Consider the following 17,113-nt stretch of genomic DNA (forward strand, 5'->3'; position numbering starts at 1 on the left):
AACCATCGCCGGTCCTCCCGGCGAAGGAGAAAACTGTCACCCATGCTATCGGTCCATTCTGTTACCTATCTATCCGGTTCGGACAACCCTTACCCTCTCCCCGTATAGTGACGGGGAGAGGGACGCGGTCATCGTCGTTTCGCCAATCGCCAACGTCGCAGGATTGAGGCTGCCCTTCATTCCCTGCCCGGCACCACCAACACCTTGACCTCGCCGGGGGCGGCCGGGTTGGCGATCACCGAGGCGGCTTCCTCCAGGCCGACCTGCCTTGAGATGAGCTTGTCGATCTCGATTGCGCCGGACGCGACAAGGTCCGCTGCCCGCCTGTGGGTGAAGGGATTGATGAACGAGCCGAGAACCTTCAGCTCGCGAAACAGGATGTCGAACGGTTCGAAGGGCACTTTCACGCCTTGCGGCATCACGCCGACGATCACCACCGTGCCGCCGGACTTCGCCAGCCGCATCGATTGTTCGACGGTATCGGGGACACCGGCGCATTCGAGCACCACGTCGGCCCCGCCGGGCACAAGGCCGGCTGGGCCGGCGATCGCCTCGATCGGGTCGACCGCGTTTGGGTCGACCGTCGCCGTTGCACCGAGTTCTTCAGCGAGCGCCCGGCGGGAGGCCTGCCGCGTCGACAGGATGATGGTCGCCGCTCCTGCGAGCCTCGCCAATTGCACGGTAAGCAGGCCGATGACGCCGCCACCAAGCACCACCACGGCAGCGCCGGGTCTGATTCCGGCGAGGTCGACAGCGTGCAGGCAGCAGGCCAGCGGCTCGCAGAAGGCGCCATGCGTTGGCTTGAGGTTCGCAGGCAGAAGAAAGGCCTGGCTCTGCGGCATCACGACGTAGTCGGCGAAGCCGCCGTCGCGATGGATGCCGATGGCCCTGAGATTGCTGCACAAATTGACCCGGCCAGCCCGACAATGACTGCAGCGTCCGCAGAAGATGTTGGGATCGCCGGTAACACGGTCACCGATGGCGATGCCGGAAACCGCATCACCGACAGCCTCCACGATGCCGCAGAATTCGTGACCAAGCGTCACCGGCGGGCTCGAAGGGAATTCGCCGTGGAGGAGGTGACGGTCGGTGCCGCAAACGCCGCAGGCTTCGACGCGCACCAGAACGTCCTGCGGTCCCGCAACAGGCTTGTCGACCTCCCGTAGCGCAATGCTGCCCACGGCTTCCAGGCGCACGGCTCTCATAACATCCTCACTCAGGTTCTCAGTGTTCACACATCAGTTGAAGTTCGGCGGCTGCGACAGGTCGGTCGCCGGCGCCGCCGGCTTGGCGGGCGGCGTCTCGCCGAAATTCGGCGGCTGCGAGAGATCGTTCGACGGTGGCGCCGCGGGTGATGGGCCACCGTTGGCTGGTGGTGGTGTGCCGAGAGGCGCAAGGCTTGGCATATCAGGCAAGTTGATCTCGATCGTTCCCGGATCGACGGCCGCACCCTTGTAGCGCATGACCATTTGCGGGAAGGCGATGGTCAGCCCGATCATGATCACCTGGATGCAGACGAAGGGCACGGCGCCCCAATAGATCTGGCCGGTGGTCACCGGCGCGATCTGCTTGCCGGTGAGGCGATCGAGATAGGGCACGCGCGCGGCGACAGAGCGCAGGTAGAACAGCGCAAAGCCGAAAGGCGGGTGCATGAAGCTTGTCTGCATGTTGACGCCGAGCAGCACGCCGAACCAGATCAGGTCGATGCCGAGCTTATCGGCAGCCGGCGCCAAGAGCGGTACGATGATGAAGGCGAGCTCGAAGAAGTCGAGGAAGAAGGCGAGCACGAAGACCAGGATGTTGACGCCGATCAGGAAGCCGACTTCGCCGCCCGGCAGCGACGTCAACAAATGCTCGACCCAGACGTGGCCGTTGACGCCGTAGAAGGTCAGCGAGAACACCCGCGCGCCGATCAGGATGAACAGCACGAAGGAGGAAAGCCTGGTGGTCGACGCGAGCGCCTGTTTGATGACATCCAGCGACAACCGCCCCTTCATTGCCGCCATCGCCAGGGCGCCAACCGCGCCCATGGCGCCGCCCTCCGTCGGGGTGGCGATGCCGAGGAAGATGGTGCCCAGCACCAGGAAGATCAGCGCCAGAGGCGGGATCAAAACGATGATCACCTGCTGCGCCAACCTGGACATCATGTTGATGTTCAGGCCCTTGTCGGCGATCGCCACGATATAGATCAGGATCACCCCGATGCTGGCGCCAAGGATATCGGCATTGTCGCCATGCGCCGGCGCAAGGTAGCGATAGGCCGCATAGGAAGCCGCGACTGCCACCAGCAGTGCCGCGAGCAGCGACAGCACGCCGTGGCCAAGCGTGCGGGCCGCCAGCGGCAACGCCGGCATCGAGTTCGGCCGGACGATCGACATGATCAGGATGTAGAGCGTGTAAAGGCCGGTCAGCACCAGGCCGGGGATCAGCGCGCCGGCATACATGTCGCCGACCGAACGGCCGAGCTGGTCGGCCAGAACGATCAGCACCAGCGACGGCGGGATGATCTGGGCGAGTGTGCCGGATGCCGCGATGACGCCCGACGCCAGTCGTCGGTCATAGCCGTAGCGCAGCATGATCGGCAGCGAGATCAGGCCCATGGCGATGACCGAAGCCGCGACCACGCCCGTGGTAGCGGCAAGCAGCGCGCCGACGAAAATCACAGCATAGGCAAGGCCGCCGCGAACCGGGCCGAACAGCTGGCCGATCGTGTCGAGCAGGTCCTCGGCCATGCCCGATCGTTCCAGCACGATGCCCATGAAGGTGAAGAACGGGATTGCCAAGAGCGTGTCGTTAGACATCACCCGGCTGCCGTAGAAATTGTCGGGCAGCGCATGCAGCAGCGGCCACGCCAGGTTGATCGAGCCGCCCGAATAGGGCGACAGCACGACGCCGATGAAGAAGAACATCAGGCCGTTTGCGGCGAGTGAAAAAGCGACGGGATAGCCGATCAGCAGGAAGATGATCAGCGAAGCGAACATGATCGGCGCCATGTTCTGGGCGATGAACTCGATCATGGGCGCGCCTCCTGGGCGAGCGCCTTGGCCTCTTCAGCAAGGGCTTTAGCCTCGAGCTCGGCCTGTTCGTGCACCGAGATGAACGGATTGGGATCGTCCATGTCGCCGCGCATGATGGCGATCTTCTTGATGATCTCGGAGATGCCTTGCAGCGCCAGCAGGAAGAAGCCGACGAGCAGGATTGCCTTGGCCGGCCAGATGATCAGGCCGCCGGAATTGTTCGACATTTCGCCGCTGCGGAACGACAGCGACACGTAGGGGACAAAATAGATCACCATCAGCGTCACGAACGGCATCAGGAAGAAGACATGACCGAGCAGGTCGATCCAGTGCTGCACGCGGCGCGACCACATGCCGTAGACGATGTCGATGCGGATATGGTCGTTCTGTTTCAGCGTGTAGGCGGCGGCCAGCATGAAGGCGGCGCCGAACAGGTACCACTGCAGTTCCAGCCAGGCATTCGACGAGACGTCGAAGACCTTGCGGATGATGGCATTGGCGGCGCTGACCAGGATTGCCAGCAGGATCAGCCACGATATCCACCGGCCGATGAACTCGTTCATACGGTCGATCGTTCTGGATAGAGCGAGCAGCCCTGCCATGCATTTCCTCCCTGAGGTCGAAGGCGCGCCGGCTCCCCTATTTTCCGTCGCGCCGCTGTGGCCCAACGGTATGCCGTGCGTGGTTCGGCGGGTCAACATGGCATGGGCGCGATCAACGCCGTCGTGACGGGAGGCAGGGGATAAGTGCCGACCGGCTGCTGCGTCATGCAACCAAAGTCTGACAGCGGATGCGGCGATCAGGCGATCTTCTGCTGGTCGCGGCCGGGACCGATCAGCACAAGTGCCGCGACCAGGAACAGATACATCCAGCCATCGCGCCATTCGATCGGGAAATAGCCGGCCCATAGCGACTCCGTCATGCCGAAGGCGGCCGCACCGAGCGCGGCCCGAGGCGGAGAGAGATAGCCGCCCACCGCCGTCACGAACAGGATTTTCAGCCCGAAGACGAGGCCGGAGCCGAAGCTGACATTGCCGTAGTAAAGGGCGGCCATGATTCCGGCCAGCGCGGCGCAGAAACCGCCGAACAGCACCGCATGCCGGAACACTGCGCGCACGTCCACGCCGCACATGGCAGCCGCTTTGGGATCGTCGGAGACGGCGCGCCAACGGCGACCGAAGCCCGAGCGGGCAAACGCCCATGCAGCGAGCATGATGGCCGCCAGAACCACCGCGCAATCGATGAGCTGGATCAGCGTCAGCGTCGCCTGGAAGCCGGCATCCTGAGCGAAGACAATGGGTTGCGCCAGCATCGGCGGCAGCCACCAATCATGCGTGTCGGCGGCGATACGGCTTGCTTCCGACAGCACCAGCAGGATGCCGAGCGTCGTCACCACAATGGCATTGGGCGTGCGGTCGGCCAGCGGTTCGAAGACGCTGCGCGACAGCACGTGGCCGATCAGCGCGGCATAAAGGAAAGCCGTGACGACGCCGAGCACCACTGCCGCCAGCAAGGTCAGCCACAATACCTGATAGCCGAAGGCCACGGTCAGGATCATCGTCTGGCCGCAAAAGGCGAACAGCGCGCCATAGGCGAGATTGGTCCGGTGCAGGATGCCGTTGGTCAGCACGTAGCCGAAGGCAAGCAGCGCATAGAGCGCGCCGGAATGCAGCCCGTTCAGCACCTGCTGGAAGAAATAGAGCATAGACAGCTTTCCGGGCGCCGGAGCCCGCGCCAAGGTTTGCATCGTAGAATCTAACTTGTCAAATGCGTTTTATGGGTTAGATTTCTGATATGACAGTATCTTGGACCCCACATCGCTTCACCGGCGGCATTCTTGCGCTCGATACGGCCAACACCGTGGTGTTGCGCAACGATCCGGAAAAGACCTTCGACCGTTTTGACGATCCGGCCGAGATCGCGCGCTTCGCCGATGCCGCAACCGGCTTTCGCGGTGCCGAGCTTGGCGGCAGACCGTTGGAGGCGACCTCGCCGGACAGCATCGCTCCGGTGGTGCTGGCGATCCGCGAGACGACCGACTGCCTGTTTCGCGGCGCGGTGTCGAAAGGTGCGCTTGCCGCCGGCGACCTCTCCGCTTTTCTCAAGGCCTGCGCCAACGGCCTCGATCGGAGCCCTGCCGAAATCGGCGCACCGGGTAGACCGTTCGGCGATCCATCGACGCCGATCGCGTTCGAGGCGGCGCTGGCGGTTTCGGCCTTGTCGCTGCTGCGCGACGACACGGTCGCCAGGCTCAGGATCTGTCCCAATTGCAGCTGGCTGTTTCTCGACAGGAGCCGCAATTCCAGCCGCCTTTGGTGCGATATGGCTGTGTGCGGCAACCGCCAGAAAGCAAGCCGTCACTATCGCCGCCGCACGGCGGCACATGAGGTCAACAATGCCTAGGGTTGTTTTTCGTTCGATCCTTGTCGGTGCTGCGCTCATTGCAGCCGTTGCGCTTGGCGCCTGCCGCGACACCGGCGGCGACGGCAAGCTGTTCGAGGTTTCCGGCAAGGTCGTCGTCTTCAACTACCGTCTCGCCCGGGCGACCTATGTCGTGACGCTGCGGCCCCTGCAGCCGATGGGCGAAGGCCAGGTTGCGGTCGCCAGTTTCCAGAATCCGGCCGGCGGCCCTCCCCTGGTAGTCGAGCAGAAGGTCTGGCCGAAGCTCGACAAGGTCAGCCTGGAGAGCCCGGCGCTCACCTGCATCGTCAAGGACAAACCCTATGCGATCTCCATCAGCATCAGGGGTCCTGACGGCACGTTCCTGCAGAAGATCGACACGACGCTGATGTCGAGCGAGGACCAGTCGATCCTTCCCGACCGGCCGCTGGTGGTCGACCAGCTCTATACGGCCAATCCCGATCTTGCCGGCCATCCCGACGGCAAGCTGCCGGGTGAGCCGAAGCCGGATTGCTCGAAAGGCTGACGCGTCTTTGCCGGGCGCGACTGCGTGGAAATTTTCGGTCGCCGGACAACCGCCGCGGACCGATTTCGTGCCGGATACGCGACGGCAGCGGATCGTTCGTTGCGCTTTGCCTGGCACTTTCGATTTCGTTTGACCTGCCTTGCAAGCGGAGAAAGACTGCGCCAGCTCACTCCTACGTTGGCTGCGCGCCCCCGGTGCTGTCTCCGCAGAGGAAATGCCTGATGACGCTGCACGACGTCGCGCTCGACGACAAGTTCGATCTTGGTAAGGAGCGCATCTTCCTGTCCGGCGCACAGGCGGTCATCCGCATGCTTTTGATGCAGCGCGAGCGCGACCGCCGGGCCGGCCTCAACACGGCCGGCTTCGTGTCCGGTTATCGCGGCTCGCCGCTCGGCGGCCTCGACATGCAGCTGTGGCGGGCGAAAAAGCAGCTGGCGCAGGCCGACATCGTCTTCCAGCCGGGCCTCAACGAGGAGCTTGCCGCCACCGCCTGCTGGGGCTCTCAGCAGACGGAATTGCTGGGCGAAGGCAAGCATGACGGGGTGTTTTCGGTCTGGTACGGCAAGGGACCGGGCGTCGACCGCTCCGGCGACGTTTTCCGCCACGCCAACCTCGCGGGATCGTCGAAGTATGGCGGCGTGCTTGCGCTGATGGGCGACGACCATATGGCCGAATCATCGACCAATGCGCACGCCACCGAATTCCTGTTCGTCGACACCATGGTGCCGATCCTCAACCCGGCCGGCGTCCAGGAGATCATCGACTACGGCCTCTACGGCTTTGCCATGTCGCGCTTCGCCGGCACCTGGGCGGCTATCAAATGCGTCAAGGACAACATCGAATCCACGGCCTCCGTCGATGCCGCGCTCGAGCGCCTGAACATCGTCGTGCCGGAGTTCGATATGCCGCCCGGCGGCCTCAACATCCGCGACGAGATCGACATGCTCGGCCAGGAGGAGCGGCTGCATGAATACAAGCGCGCCGCTGCATCCGCCTTCATCCATGCCAACGGCCTGAACCGCATCGTCTATTCGGGCGGCCGCGCGCCGAAGCTCGGTATCATCACGCTGGGCAAGAGCTATCTCGATGTCCGCCAGGCGCTGGAAGACATCGGCATCGACGAGGCCGCCGCCAACCGCATCGGCATCCGCCTGTTCAAGGTCGGCTGCCCCTGGCCGCTCGACCTGCAGCATATCGCCGAATTCGCCCGCGGCCTCGACACCATTGTCGTCGTCGAGGAGAAGCGCTCGCTGATCGAGGTGCAGCTGCGCGAAAACCTCTACGGCACCGCCACCCAGCCGGCGATCGTCGGCAAGAAGGACGAGCGCGGCGACTGGCTGTTCCCGGCCAAGGGCGCGCTTGACCCCAACGAGATCGCCACGGCGCTGGGCGAGCGCATCCTGCGTACAATCGGCCCTTCGGAAGAGATCACTGCCAAGGTGGCAAAGCTGCGCCAGTTCCAGGCGATGCTTGCCGACACCAGCGATATCGGTTCGCGCACGCCGTTCTTCTGCTCCGGCTGCCCGCACAATTCCTCGACCAAGGTGCCGGACGGCTCGATCGCCGCCGCCGGTATCGGCTGCCATTTCATGGCGCTGTGGATGGACCGCAACACGGTCGGCTTCACCGCCATGGGCGGCGAGGGCGCACAATGGGTCGGCCAGGCGCCATTCTCCAAGCGCGGCCACATCTTCCAGAATCTCGGCGACGGGACCTACAATCACTCCGGCACGCTGGCGATCCGCTTCGCGCTGTCGACCGATGCCAACATCACCTACAAGATCCTCTACAACGACGCCGTCGCCATGACCGGCGGCCAGCCGCATGAGGGCGGCCTGACTGTCGACATGATCGCCAGGCAGGTGCGCGCCGAAGGCGTCGAGCGCATCGCCATCGTCACCGACGAGCCGGACAAATATGCGGGGAAGGCCGAATTCCCCTCCGGCGCCACCATCCACCACCGCGACGACCTCGACCTCGTCCAGCGCGAGCTGCGCGACGTCAAGGGCGTCTCGGTGCTGCTCTACGACCAGACCTGCGCGGCCGAAAAGCGCCGCCGCCGCAAGCGCGGCACCTTCCCGGATCCCGACAAGCGGGTCTTCATCAACGAACTGGTCTGCGAGGGCTGCGGCGATTGCGGGGTGCAATCGAACTGCGTCTCGATCCAGCCGGTCGAAACCGAGTTCGGCCGCAAGCGCAGAATAGACCAGTCGAGCTGCAACAAGGACTTCTCCTGCGTCAACGGCTTCTGCCCGTCCTTCGTCACCGTGCACGGCGCCAAGATCAGGAAGGCCGAAGGCATTGCCGGGCGCTCCGACCCGCTTGACGGCGTGCCGGTGCCAGCCGAATTCCCGCTCGGCAGCGAGGGTTGGGCGGCGATCATCGACGGCGTCGGCGGCACCGGCGTCGTCACCATAGGTGCTGTGCTCGGTATGGCCGCCCATCTCGAGGACAAGGGCTGCGGCATGATTGACATGGCCGGCCTCGCCCAGAAGGGCGGTTCGGTGTTCACCCATGTCCGCATCGCCCGCACGCCGGACGACATCCACGCGATCCGCGTTTCGGCCGGCAAGGCCGACCTGGTACTCGGCTGCGACCTTGTCGTGTCCGGCGCCAAGAAGGTGCTTGGCGCGGTGCGCGAAGGCCATACCATCTTCCTTGCCAACACTGCCGAGATCATGCCTGGCGAATTCGCCCGCTCGGCCGATTTCTCGCTGCCCATCGAGCGCCTGAAGAAGGCGATCCGCGCTGCCGCTGGCGACGACAAGACGCATTTCTTCGACGCCACGCGCACCGCCACCCAATTGTTCGGCAATTCGCTCGGCGCCAACATGTTCATGCTCGGCTTCGCTTTCCAGCATGGCGGGCTGCCGCTGTCGGCGCAAGCCGTTGAAAGAGCGATTGAATTGAACGGCGAGGCGGTGGCGATGAACATCGCCGCCTTCCGCTGGGGCCGGCGCGCCGCGCATCAGCCGGACTTTGTGCGCGGCCTCATCGCGCAACCGGGCAAGGCCACTGAGATCGCCGAGACGCTGGACGATATCATCGCCCGCCGCGTCGCTTTCCTCTCTGCCTATCAGAATGCCGCCTATGGCAGGCGCTATGTCGAGAAGCTGGCGGTTTTGCGTGCTGCCGAGGCCAAGGCCGTGCCTGGCTCGACCGCGGTGACCGAGGCCGCCGCCAGAAACCTGTTCAAGCTGATGGCGATCAAGGACGAATATGAGGTGGCGCGGCTCTACACCGACGGCTCCTTCCCTATGGAGCTCTCAAAACAATTCCAGAGCTACGACAAACTCGAATTTCATCTGGCGCCACCGATCATGGGCAGGCGCGGCAATGACGGCAAGCCGAGGAAATCGAGCTTCGGCCCGTGGATGATGAAGGGTTTTCGCCTGCTGGCGGCGCTGAAAAGCCTGCGCGGCACGGCCTTCGACGTGTTCGGCTACAGCGCCGAGCGGCGCATGGAGCGGCAGCTTCTGGCCCGCTATGAGGCCGATCTGGAGCTTGTCGCCAAGGCACTTGCGCCAGGCAGGATCGAGGCCGCCATCGCCCTTGCCTCGGTGCCGGCGCTCATTCGCGGCTACGGCCATGTGAGGCAGGCCAGCGCCGAAAAGGCAGAGGGCGAGCGCACAAGGCTTGTCGAGCGGCTGGCCAACACGCCGGCGCGGCCTGAACTTCAGGCCGCCGAGTGATCGATACGCCTTGTTTACCTGAAGCTTGATTTCCCAATCTGCACTGCATTCGCCCGCCCTCGGCAAACGGGCCAAAACCGCTGTTCTAAGCCTTTCTTAAGGCTGGTGTGGCATGACAAGGCTTAGCGTTGGGCCAACGGTATGGACAGAGCAAAGACCGAAGACATCCCGGCGGATGTTTATATCCAGTTTGTGCGGGCGTTATCCGACAACGCCTACATGCTGGTGGTCGGCGGCGTATGCTACTGGATCCTCGGATTGACGATCTACCTGCGGACGCACGATCCGCTGTATCTTGGCTTCGCGTTCCTTCTGTTGTCGATCAGCCTTTGGCGTTACTTCAGCATCCGCAGCTTCCACAGGGGAGGCAGCCCTATAACCACTGTCGAAAAGGCAGAGGCGTGGGAACGCGGTTACATTCTGAAAGGCAGTGCGCAGGGCCTCGCGTTGGGGTCGTTGTGTTTCGTGTCGATCTACCTGCGTCCCGATGACTTCGCCGAAGTGGCGTCTGTGTCGTTGGCATTGACCACCCTGCTCACGGTTGTCGGCCGAAGCTACGGATCCAGGCGCATGGTGCAGATTTTTTCCGTGACCCTCATTGGGCCAGCAGCACTTGCGCTCTTCCTGCGCATGGGCGTCCCCGACTTCGTCCTCGGGCTGATGATCATCCCGACGACAATCGTCACCATCAGCAGCGCCGACCATGTCCGCAACGTTCTGTTCTCGGCGGTCATCGGTCACAGGCAGGCGAAGGAGTTGGCGCAAAAGTTCGATCGGGCACTAAATACCATGTCGCATGGCCTTGTCATGCTCGACTCGAACGAGAAGGTGGTCGTCGCCAACGCCGAGGCAGCACATTTGATGTCATTGAAATCGCCGGGCACGCTGCTGGGGCGGTCGATCCACGGCCTCTTGATGCGCGGCGTTGCCGGCGGCATGCTGGCCCCGAAGGACTGCCGCTACATCGAGGCACAACTGACGCGCGCCCTGCGCGAAGGCCGCGACCGCAAGGTACTGGTCTCACTCGCCAACGGCCAGCACTACGAATTCTCCGCCCGTGAAGGCAGCCAGGAACTGGGCGTCATTACATTCGAGGACGTGACGGCCCGCGTCGAGGCGGAGGAAAAGATCCGCTTTATGGCGCGCTACGACAGTCTGACCGGCCTGCCGAACCGCGCCTATTTCCACGAACTTGTCCGTGAAGCCATGGCCTCCGGCGAGCAGGAGCGGCTCTGCGGTCTGGCGGTGCTCGATCTCGACGACTTCAAGAGCGTCAACGACACCCTCGGCCATCCTGTGGGCGACGGGTTGATCTACGCCGTGGCAGAACGTCTCGCGGCGATTGCCGGACCTGGCATCACGGTCAGCCGCTTCGGCGGCGACGAGTTCATGATCTTCTTCGACCGTGTCGAGGACGAGAGCCATCTCAGCCCTCTCCTCGACCATATATTCGCGAACCTGCAGGGTGAGGTGGACGTCGCCGGCCACGACCTGCGCATCCAGGCCAGCGGCGGTGCGGTGCTGTCCAAGGTCAAGGACACAGAAGTTGATGCAATGATCGTCAAAGCCGACCTTGCCCTCTACAAGGCCAAGGAGCTCGGCAAGAACAGTTGGAGGCTGTTTGAGGCGGCAATGGACGCCGCCTTCCGCAATCGCCAGATGATGAAGGCCGATCTGCGCAACGCCGTGCAGGCCAGGGAATTACGCGTCGTCTATCAGCCGATCGTGGCTGTAAACACCATGCGCATCGCCAGCTGCGAGGCGCTCTGCCGTTGGGACCACCCGGATCTCGGCCCGATCTCACCCAGTGTCTTCATCCCACTGGCCGAGGAGATGGGTATTGTTTCCGACATAAGCACTTTCGTGTTGGAGGCCGCGTGCGCCGAATGCTCGAAATGGCCGACCCAGACCAGCGTGTCGGTCAACCTTTCGGCCAAGGACTTCCGCAATCGCGATATCGTCGAGAAGGTCAAAAATGCCTTGGCCAAGTCGGGCCTTGCGGCGCACCGGCTCGAAATCGAGGTCACCGAGACCGCCCTGCTCGACGACAAGTCGCTGACGCGCGAGTCGATCGAGGAATTGAAGGCACTCGGCGCGCGCATCGCGCTTGACGATTTCGGGACCGGCTACTCCAGTCTGAGCTATCTGCACAAGCTGCCGCTCGACAAGATCAAGATCGACCGCTCATTCCTGGTCGATGTGAACCAGAACCGGCGGTCGCTCGACCTACTGAAGGGCATCGTCGGCCTGTCCCGGACATTGGGCCTTTCGGTCACCATCGAAGGGGTCGAGACCTTCGAGCAGCTGAAGACGCTGGTCCATTTGGTCAAGCCGGACTTCGTGCAGGGCTTCCTGTTCGGCGCCGCGCTCAGCGCATCGGGCATCGAGACGATGTCGAGCGTCACATGGCCGTTCGCCGCTGACCTGCATATCGCCGGCAAACGGACAGCCAGCTAAACGCAATTCCAGGAAAGATGCGAAGCGGTTTTCCGTCGGAATCGCGCCTGAGCAAAAAGCAATCCAGGAAAAGTGTGAGCGGTTCTCCACTTGAATTGCATTTAAAAACACGCAGCAATTGTTCACTTGATGAGATGATGACCGCTCAGGCGTCGTTCAAGCCCGCGACGTCTTGGCGCTTTCAAGATCTGACTTCAGAATCATTTCGATGACCGCCGCCAGACCGGATCAGGCAACCACCCGCTGCGCCGTCTGTTTTCTCGTGTAAGATCGGTGAACGACCGCTCTCATTAAGGTTAACAAGCGGTAAACAAGCAATGTCGAATTTTCAGCTTGTGTCTCATTTCAACTCGAATAGCCTACTTCCAGGCGGAATTCGAGGAATGGCAATGAATACTGCGATGAAGAGTGCGTCGGCTGAGGCCAGCGCGAGGATCGACTCGGCTCTCAACCGATCCATGATGCAATTGCTGGATCATGTCGAATATCGTCTCATTACCGGGGGCGAAGATCTGGAGGCGATCTACCGACTCCGCTATAAGTCCTATCTGCGCTCAGGTATGTGCGGCCCGATGGCCAGCGGCATGTTCGAGGATCGCTGGGACAATCTGCCTAATTCCTATCGGTTCGGTGTCTACTGCTACGGCGAGTTGGTCAGTACAGTGCGCCTCCACTATATTTCCAGTGACCAGCCGTACTCGCCTTCGGTCGACGCCTATCCCGAAGTATTGCTTCCCCGGCTTGCCCGCGGGGAAACGTTCATCGACGGAACTCGCTTCGCGACAGATCCGGACAGCGCGCCGGCGCCCGGAGTGCTGCCTTTCCTGACGCTCAGGATTTGCATGGCGGCCTACTGTTATTTTCGCCAGACCGCGATGTTTATCCCGATTAAGTTGGAGCATTCCGCTTTTTATGCCCGCTTCTTCAGCGCCACGCAGAGGACCGCGGGCAAGGCGTTTCCGGGCGTTCTCCCTCCGCTCGCATTGTTCGAAATTCCCGGTAATGAAGAGAATGTTCAACGGATACTCCACCGGTTGCCGTTCTTCAGATCGACAGCAACGGAGCAAAGGCTGATGTTTGGCAATCCGGCTATCAACCGGCTGACACCTTTGTCCATTCTGCCAACGGCGAAATACTACCGCGACGCCGCCTGAACGGATGTTCATTCTCGCGCCATGGATCTTTCCGCTGGCTTCGTCGTTATCGGTTGCCGCGCCGCATTCCTGGTGCTGCCGTAGCCCTGCGGTTCCTCCGAATTGTTCACGCGAAAGCATGCCGACATGACTATCCACTCTCTCGCGCTTACCCCGCTCATCTCGCTGATTGCCGGCGTGCTGATCCTGGTGATGCCGCGGCTGCTCAACTACATCGTCGCGCTCTATCTGATCGTCATTGGGCTGCTCGGGCTGTTTCCGCATCTGGCCGGTTGAAACGCAAAACGTTCGACGTTAGGCCGGCGACAAGCCCTACCGCCGGCTTTCAACATTCCTTTGAGGCTGTTGTCACTGGTCGTGCGGCAATAGCGCCATTGCTCTTGGCCCGGCTTTTCGCTATGTGCCTCAAAGATGTCTTCGAAGGGGTATTCCTATGGCTGATCACACGCCGACCGGTCCTGTCGAACTGGGCGCGAAGATGGACTATGCCGAACATGACCGCACCTATCATGGCTTTCTGGCGCTGGCCAAATACGGCTCGCTGTTCTGCGGCGCCCTGCTCCTGGCCATGGCTTTCGGCTTCTTCGCAGGCGGCTTCTTCTCCGCGACCATCCTGTTCGTGCTGATCCTCGCCCTCGGCGCCTTCATTCTCCGATAGTCTCTTCAGACCCTTGCCAAGGGCGTAGCCGGACATCCGGCCGCACTCTTTCGCAAAGCCGCACTCTTGCGCAAACAGGTTCCAGCCGAAAGGATCATGCGGTGGGACAGACGGTTTTCATCCCTCGCGAGCTCGATGCCAGCGAGCCTCGTGTCGCGGCCTCGCCCGATACCGTGAAGCGGCTGGCGGCGCTGGGCTTCGACGTCACCGTCGAGACGGGCGCCGGCACCAGGTCGCGCATTCCCGATGAGGAGTTCGCCAAGGCGGGCGCCGCGATCGGCAAGGCTTCGGATGCGAGCCGGGCGAATGTAGTGCTGAAGGTGCGCCGGCCGACCGATGCCGAGCTGAAGGGCTACAAATCGGGTGCGGCGGTCATTGCCATCATGGATCCCTACGGCAATGATGCCGCGGTCGCGGCGCTTGCCGAGGCTGGGATCACCGCCTTCTCGATGGAATTCATGCCGCGCATCACCCGCGCCCAGTCGATGGACGTGCTGTCGTCGCAGGCCAATCTCGCCGGCTACCAGGCCGTGATCGACGGCGCATCGGAGTATGACCGCGCGCTGCCGATGATGATGACGGCGGCCGGCACGGTGCCGGCGGCGAAGATCTTCATTATGGGCGTCGGCGTTGCCGGCCTGCAGGCGATCGCCACGGCGCGCCGTCTCGGCGCCATCGTCACCGCCACCGACGTTCGTCCCGCCGCCAAGGAACAGGTGGCGTCGCTCGGCGCAAAGTTCCTCGCCGTCGAGGACGAGGAGTTCAAGGCGGCCGAGACCGCCGGCGGCTACGCCAAGGAAATGTCGAAGGAGTACCAGGCCAAGCAGGCAGCGCTCACCGCTGAGCACATCGCCAAGCAGGACATCGTCATCACCACGGCGCTGATCCCCGGCCGTCCGGCGCCGAAGCTGGTGTCGGCGGCGATGGTCGCCTCGATGAAGCCGGGCTCGGTGATCGTCGACCTCGCCGTCGAGCGCGGCGGCAATGTCGAAGGCGCAGTTGCAGGCCACGTGGTGACCACGGCCAATGGCGTGAAAATCGTCGGCCACCTCAACGTGCCCGGCCGCGTCGCCGCATCGGCCTCGCTGCTCTACGCCAGGAACCTGTTCGCCTTCCTCGAGACGCTGGTCGACAAGACCAGCAAGACGCTCGCCATCAACCGCGAAGACGATCTGGTCAAGGCGACGATGCTGACCGACGCTGGCCGCGTGGTGCATCCGGCCTTCGCCAAGGCGGCGGAACAGCCCCATGTCGAACCGGCGGCCATTCCGGCGGAGACCATGGTGGCTGATGCCAAGCCGAAGAAGGCTGCACCGAAAAAGGCGTCCGACAAAGCCACTGCCGGCAAGTCCGCCGCCAAGCCGAAGGGGATCGCGTGATGGATCAGACCTTGCAGAAAGCCCTCGATCAGCTCGACCAGGCAAGTGCCGCCGTCCGGCTGGCTGTGCAGAACCTGGCCACCGCGCCCGGTGGCGCCGATGCGGCGGGCGATGCCGCGCACGCACTGTCCGGCGGCGCCATCGATCCCTTCGTCTTCCGCTTCGCCATCTTCGTACTTGCGATCTTCGTCGGATACTACGTCGTCTGGTCGGTGACGCCGGCGCTGCACACGCCGCTGATGGCGGTCACCAACGCCATCTCCTCGGTCATCGTCGTCGGCGCGCTGCTGGCCGTCGGCATCTCGGCCTCCGGCATTGCCACCGGCTTCGGCTTCGTCGCGCTGATGCTGGTCTCGGTCAACATCTTTGGCGGCTTCCTGGTCACCCAGCGCATGCTGGCCATGTACAAGAAGAAGGACCGGTAGAGCGCCATGAACGCCAACTTCGCGTCCTTCCTCTACCTGGTCTCTGGCGTCCTGTTCATCATGGCGCTTCGCGGCCTATCTCATCCGACCACCAGCCGCCAAGGCAATCTCTACGGCATGATCGGCATGGGCATTGCCATCGCCACCACGCTGGCGCTGGCGACTCCGTCCGCCGGGCGCTTCGGCCTGATCGTGCTTGGTCTGGCCATCGGCGGCGGCGTCGGCGCCGTTACAGCGCGCCGCATCGCCATGACGTCGATGCCGCAGCTGGTCGCCGCCTTCCACTCGCTGGTCGGCCTTGCCGCCGTCATGGTCGCGGCAGCCGCCATCTACGCGCCGGAAAGTTTCGGCATCGGCACGAATGGCGACATCCACGCCCAGGCGCTGATCGAGATGAGCCTTGGCGTTGCCATCGGCGCCATCACTTTCACCGGCTCCGTCATCGCCTTCCTCAAGCTCGATGGCCGCATGTCGGGCAAGCCGATCATGATCGGCGGCCGTCACATCATCAACGCGGTCCTCGGCATCGCGCTGATCGTGCTGATCGTGCTTCTGGTCACCACCGAGGCCAAGCTGGTGTTCTGGCTGATCGTCGCGGCATCGCTGGCGCTCGGCGTCCTCTTGATCATCCCGATCGGCGGCGCCGACATGCCGGTCGTCGTCTCGATGCTGAATTCTTATTCCGGCTGGGCCGCCGCGGCACTCGGCTTCACGCTTGGCAATCTGGCGTTGATCATCACCGGCGCGCTGGTCGGCTCGTCCGGCGCCATCCTGTCCTACATCATGTGCAAGGGCATGAACCGGTCGTTCATCTCGGTCATCCTCGGCGGCTTCGGCGGCGAGACCGCGGCGGTTGCCGATGACGGCATCGAACGCACGGTCAAGCAGGGCTCGGCCGACGACGCCGCCTATCTGATGATGAACGCACAGAAGGTCATCATCGTGCCGGGCTACGGCATGGCGGTCGCCCAGGCCCAGCACGCGCTGCGCGAAATGGCCGATAAGCTCAAGGCCAATGGCGTCGACGTCAAATACGCCATCCACCCCGTGGCAGGCCGCATGCCGGGCCACATGAACGTGCTGCTCGCCGAAGCCAATGTTCCCTATGACGAAGTGTTCGAACTGGAAGATATCAACTCCGAGTTCGCGCAGGCCGATGTCGCCTATGTCATCGGCGCCAATGACGTCACCAATCCGTCCGCCCGCGACGACAAGTCGTCGCCGATCTACGGTATGCCGATCCTCGACGTCGACAAGGCCCGCACCTGCCTGTTCGTCAAGCGCTCGCTCGGCTCGGGCTACGCCGGCATCGACAACACGCTGTTCTACAAGGACGGCACCATGATGCTGCTCGGCGACGCCAAGAAGATGACCGAGGAAATCGTCAAGGCCATGGATCACTAAG

14 protein-coding genes are annotated in these 17,113 nt (G+C 63.1%); 10 read left to right on the plus strand and 4 right to left on the minus strand.

Translation table 11 applies throughout. The features are described 5' to 3' along the window. Positions 1 to 176: 176 nt before the first annotated feature. The 4 genes from NKJ77_RS24050 to NKJ77_RS24065 form a co-directional block, all read right to left on the minus strand. Positions 177 to 1,205, minus strand: a complete 1,029-nt coding sequence (locus NKJ77_RS24050; RefSeq protein ID WP_023832583.1) for a zinc-dependent alcohol dehydrogenase family protein — start codon at positions 1,203 to 1,205, stop codon at positions 177 to 179. 33 nt (positions 1,206 to 1,238) lie between these two features. After that, positions 1,239 to 3,017: a TRAP transporter large permease gene (locus NKJ77_RS24055; protein WP_023819682.1), complete on the minus strand. Its 1,779-nt coding sequence runs from the start codon at positions 3,015 to 3,017 to the stop codon at positions 1,239 to 1,241. Further along, positions 3,014 to 3,619, minus strand: coding sequence for a TRAP transporter small permease subunit (locus NKJ77_RS24060; protein WP_023683517.1), 606 nt, complete (start codon positions 3,617 to 3,619; stop codon positions 3,014 to 3,016). The genes NKJ77_RS24055 and NKJ77_RS24060 overlap by 4 nt, the downstream gene beginning before the upstream one ends. 197 nt (positions 3,620 to 3,816) lie before the next feature. Then, positions 3,817 to 4,722, minus strand: a complete 906-nt coding sequence (locus NKJ77_RS24065; protein WP_023752465.1) for a branched-chain amino acid ABC transporter permease — start codon at positions 4,720 to 4,722, stop codon at positions 3,817 to 3,819. Positions 4,723 to 4,811: 89 nt separating this feature from the next. On the opposite strand from NKJ77_RS24065, the gene NKJ77_RS24070 reads away from it, so the two are divergent. The 10 genes from NKJ77_RS24070 (at position 4,812) to NKJ77_RS24115 (ending at position 17,112) form a co-directional block, all read left to right on the plus strand. Beyond that, positions 4,812 to 5,420, plus strand: a complete 609-nt coding sequence (locus tag NKJ77_RS24070) for a CGNR zinc finger domain-containing protein (protein WP_023832582.1) — start codon at positions 4,812 to 4,814, stop codon at positions 5,418 to 5,420. Then, complete coding sequence (locus tag NKJ77_RS24075) at positions 5,413 to 5,943, plus strand: hypothetical protein (protein ID WP_023729725.1); 531 nt, start codon at positions 5,413 to 5,415, stop codon at positions 5,941 to 5,943. The genes NKJ77_RS24070 and NKJ77_RS24075 overlap by 8 nt, the downstream gene beginning before the upstream one ends. Before the next feature lie 221 nt (positions 5,944 to 6,164). Next, positions 6,165 to 9,635, plus strand: coding sequence for an indolepyruvate ferredoxin oxidoreductase family protein (locus NKJ77_RS24080; protein ID WP_352535858.1), 3,471 nt, complete (start codon positions 6,165 to 6,167; stop codon positions 9,633 to 9,635). Positions 9,636 to 9,776: 141 nt separating this feature from the next. Then, positions 9,777 to 12,092, plus strand: a complete 2,316-nt coding sequence (locus NKJ77_RS24085; RefSeq protein WP_023832580.1) for a putative bifunctional diguanylate cyclase/phosphodiesterase — start codon at positions 9,777 to 9,779, stop codon at positions 12,090 to 12,092. A gap of 383 nt (positions 12,093 to 12,475) precedes the next feature. Then, positions 12,476 to 13,246: an N-acyl amino acid synthase FeeM domain-containing protein gene (locus NKJ77_RS24090; RefSeq protein WP_352535859.1), complete on the plus strand. Its 771-nt coding sequence runs from the start codon at positions 12,476 to 12,478 to the stop codon at positions 13,244 to 13,246. A 126-nt stretch (positions 13,247 to 13,372) separates the two neighbouring features. Then, positions 13,373 to 13,522: a DUF3096 domain-containing protein gene (locus NKJ77_RS24095; RefSeq protein WP_023832578.1), complete on the plus strand. Its 150-nt coding sequence runs from the start codon at positions 13,373 to 13,375 to the stop codon at positions 13,520 to 13,522. A 157-nt stretch (positions 13,523 to 13,679) separates the two neighbouring features. Next, on the plus strand, positions 13,680 to 13,904 hold the full coding sequence (locus tag NKJ77_RS24100; RefSeq protein ID WP_023671340.1) for an aa3-type cytochrome c oxidase subunit IV: 225 nt from the start codon (positions 13,680 to 13,682) through the stop codon (positions 13,902 to 13,904). 101 nt (positions 13,905 to 14,005) lie between these two features. Then, positions 14,006 to 15,283: a Re/Si-specific NAD(P)(+) transhydrogenase subunit alpha gene (locus NKJ77_RS24105; protein ID WP_023832577.1), complete on the plus strand. Its 1,278-nt coding sequence runs from the start codon at positions 14,006 to 14,008 to the stop codon at positions 15,281 to 15,283. Further along, positions 15,283 to 15,708, plus strand: a complete 426-nt coding sequence (locus tag NKJ77_RS24110; protein ID WP_032898085.1) for a proton-translocating transhydrogenase family protein — start codon at positions 15,283 to 15,285, stop codon at positions 15,706 to 15,708. Before NKJ77_RS24105 ends, NKJ77_RS24110 begins: the two co-directional genes overlap by 1 nt. A gap of 6 nt (positions 15,709 to 15,714) precedes the next feature. Then, positions 15,715 to 17,112 (plus strand): NAD(P)(+) transhydrogenase (Re/Si-specific) subunit beta, encoded by a 1,398-nt coding sequence (locus tag NKJ77_RS24115; protein WP_023671337.1) that lies wholly within the window; start codon positions 15,715 to 15,717, stop codon positions 17,110 to 17,112. Position 17,113: the final 1 nt, after the last annotated feature.

The organism is Mesorhizobium sp. M0052, from assembly GCF_040323255.1.
In the GTDB taxonomy this organism is placed as follows: domain Bacteria; phylum Pseudomonadota; class Alphaproteobacteria; order Rhizobiales; family Rhizobiaceae; genus Mesorhizobium.

What these genes read in the sequence shown, in the direction of transcription:
- NKJ77_RS24055 (WP_023819682.1), bottom strand. Translation starts at nt 3,017, where the DNA reads ATGATCGAGTTCATCGCCCAGAACATGGCGCCGATCATGTTCGCTTCG.
- NKJ77_RS24100 (WP_023671340.1), top strand. Translation starts at nt 13,680, where the DNA reads ATGGCTGATCACACGCCGACCGGTCCTGTCGAACTGGGCGCGAAGATG.
- NKJ77_RS24065 (WP_023752465.1), bottom strand. Translation starts at nt 4,722, where the DNA reads ATGCTCTATTTCTTCCAGCAGGTGCTGAACGGGCTGCATTCCGGCGCG.
- NKJ77_RS24115 (WP_023671337.1), top strand. Translation starts at nt 15,715, where the DNA reads ATGAACGCCAACTTCGCGTCCTTCCTCTACCTGGTCTCTGGCGTCCTG.
- NKJ77_RS24095 (WP_023832578.1), top strand. Translation starts at nt 13,373, where the DNA reads ATGACTATCCACTCTCTCGCGCTTACCCCGCTCATCTCGCTGATTGCC.
- NKJ77_RS24085 (WP_023832580.1), top strand. Translation starts at nt 9,777, where the DNA reads ATGGACAGAGCAAAGACCGAAGACATCCCGGCGGATGTTTATATCCAG.
- NKJ77_RS24075 (WP_023729725.1), top strand. Translation starts at nt 5,413, where the DNA reads ATGCCTAGGGTTGTTTTTCGTTCGATCCTTGTCGGTGCTGCGCTCATT.
- NKJ77_RS24110 (WP_032898085.1), top strand. Translation starts at nt 15,283, where the DNA reads ATGGATCAGACCTTGCAGAAAGCCCTCGATCAGCTCGACCAGGCAAGT.
- NKJ77_RS24080 (WP_352535858.1), top strand. Translation starts at nt 6,165, where the DNA reads ATGACGCTGCACGACGTCGCGCTCGACGACAAGTTCGATCTTGGTAAG.
- NKJ77_RS24090 (WP_352535859.1), top strand. Translation starts at nt 12,476, where the DNA reads ATGGCAATGAATACTGCGATGAAGAGTGCGTCGGCTGAGGCCAGCGCG.
- NKJ77_RS24060 (WP_023683517.1), bottom strand. Translation starts at nt 3,619, where the DNA reads ATGGCAGGGCTGCTCGCTCTATCCAGAACGATCGACCGTATGAACGAG.
- NKJ77_RS24070 (WP_023832582.1), top strand. Translation starts at nt 4,812, where the DNA reads ATGACAGTATCTTGGACCCCACATCGCTTCACCGGCGGCATTCTTGCG.
- NKJ77_RS24050 (WP_023832583.1), bottom strand. Translation starts at nt 1,205, where the DNA reads ATGAGAGCCGTGCGCCTGGAAGCCGTGGGCAGCATTGCGCTACGGGAG.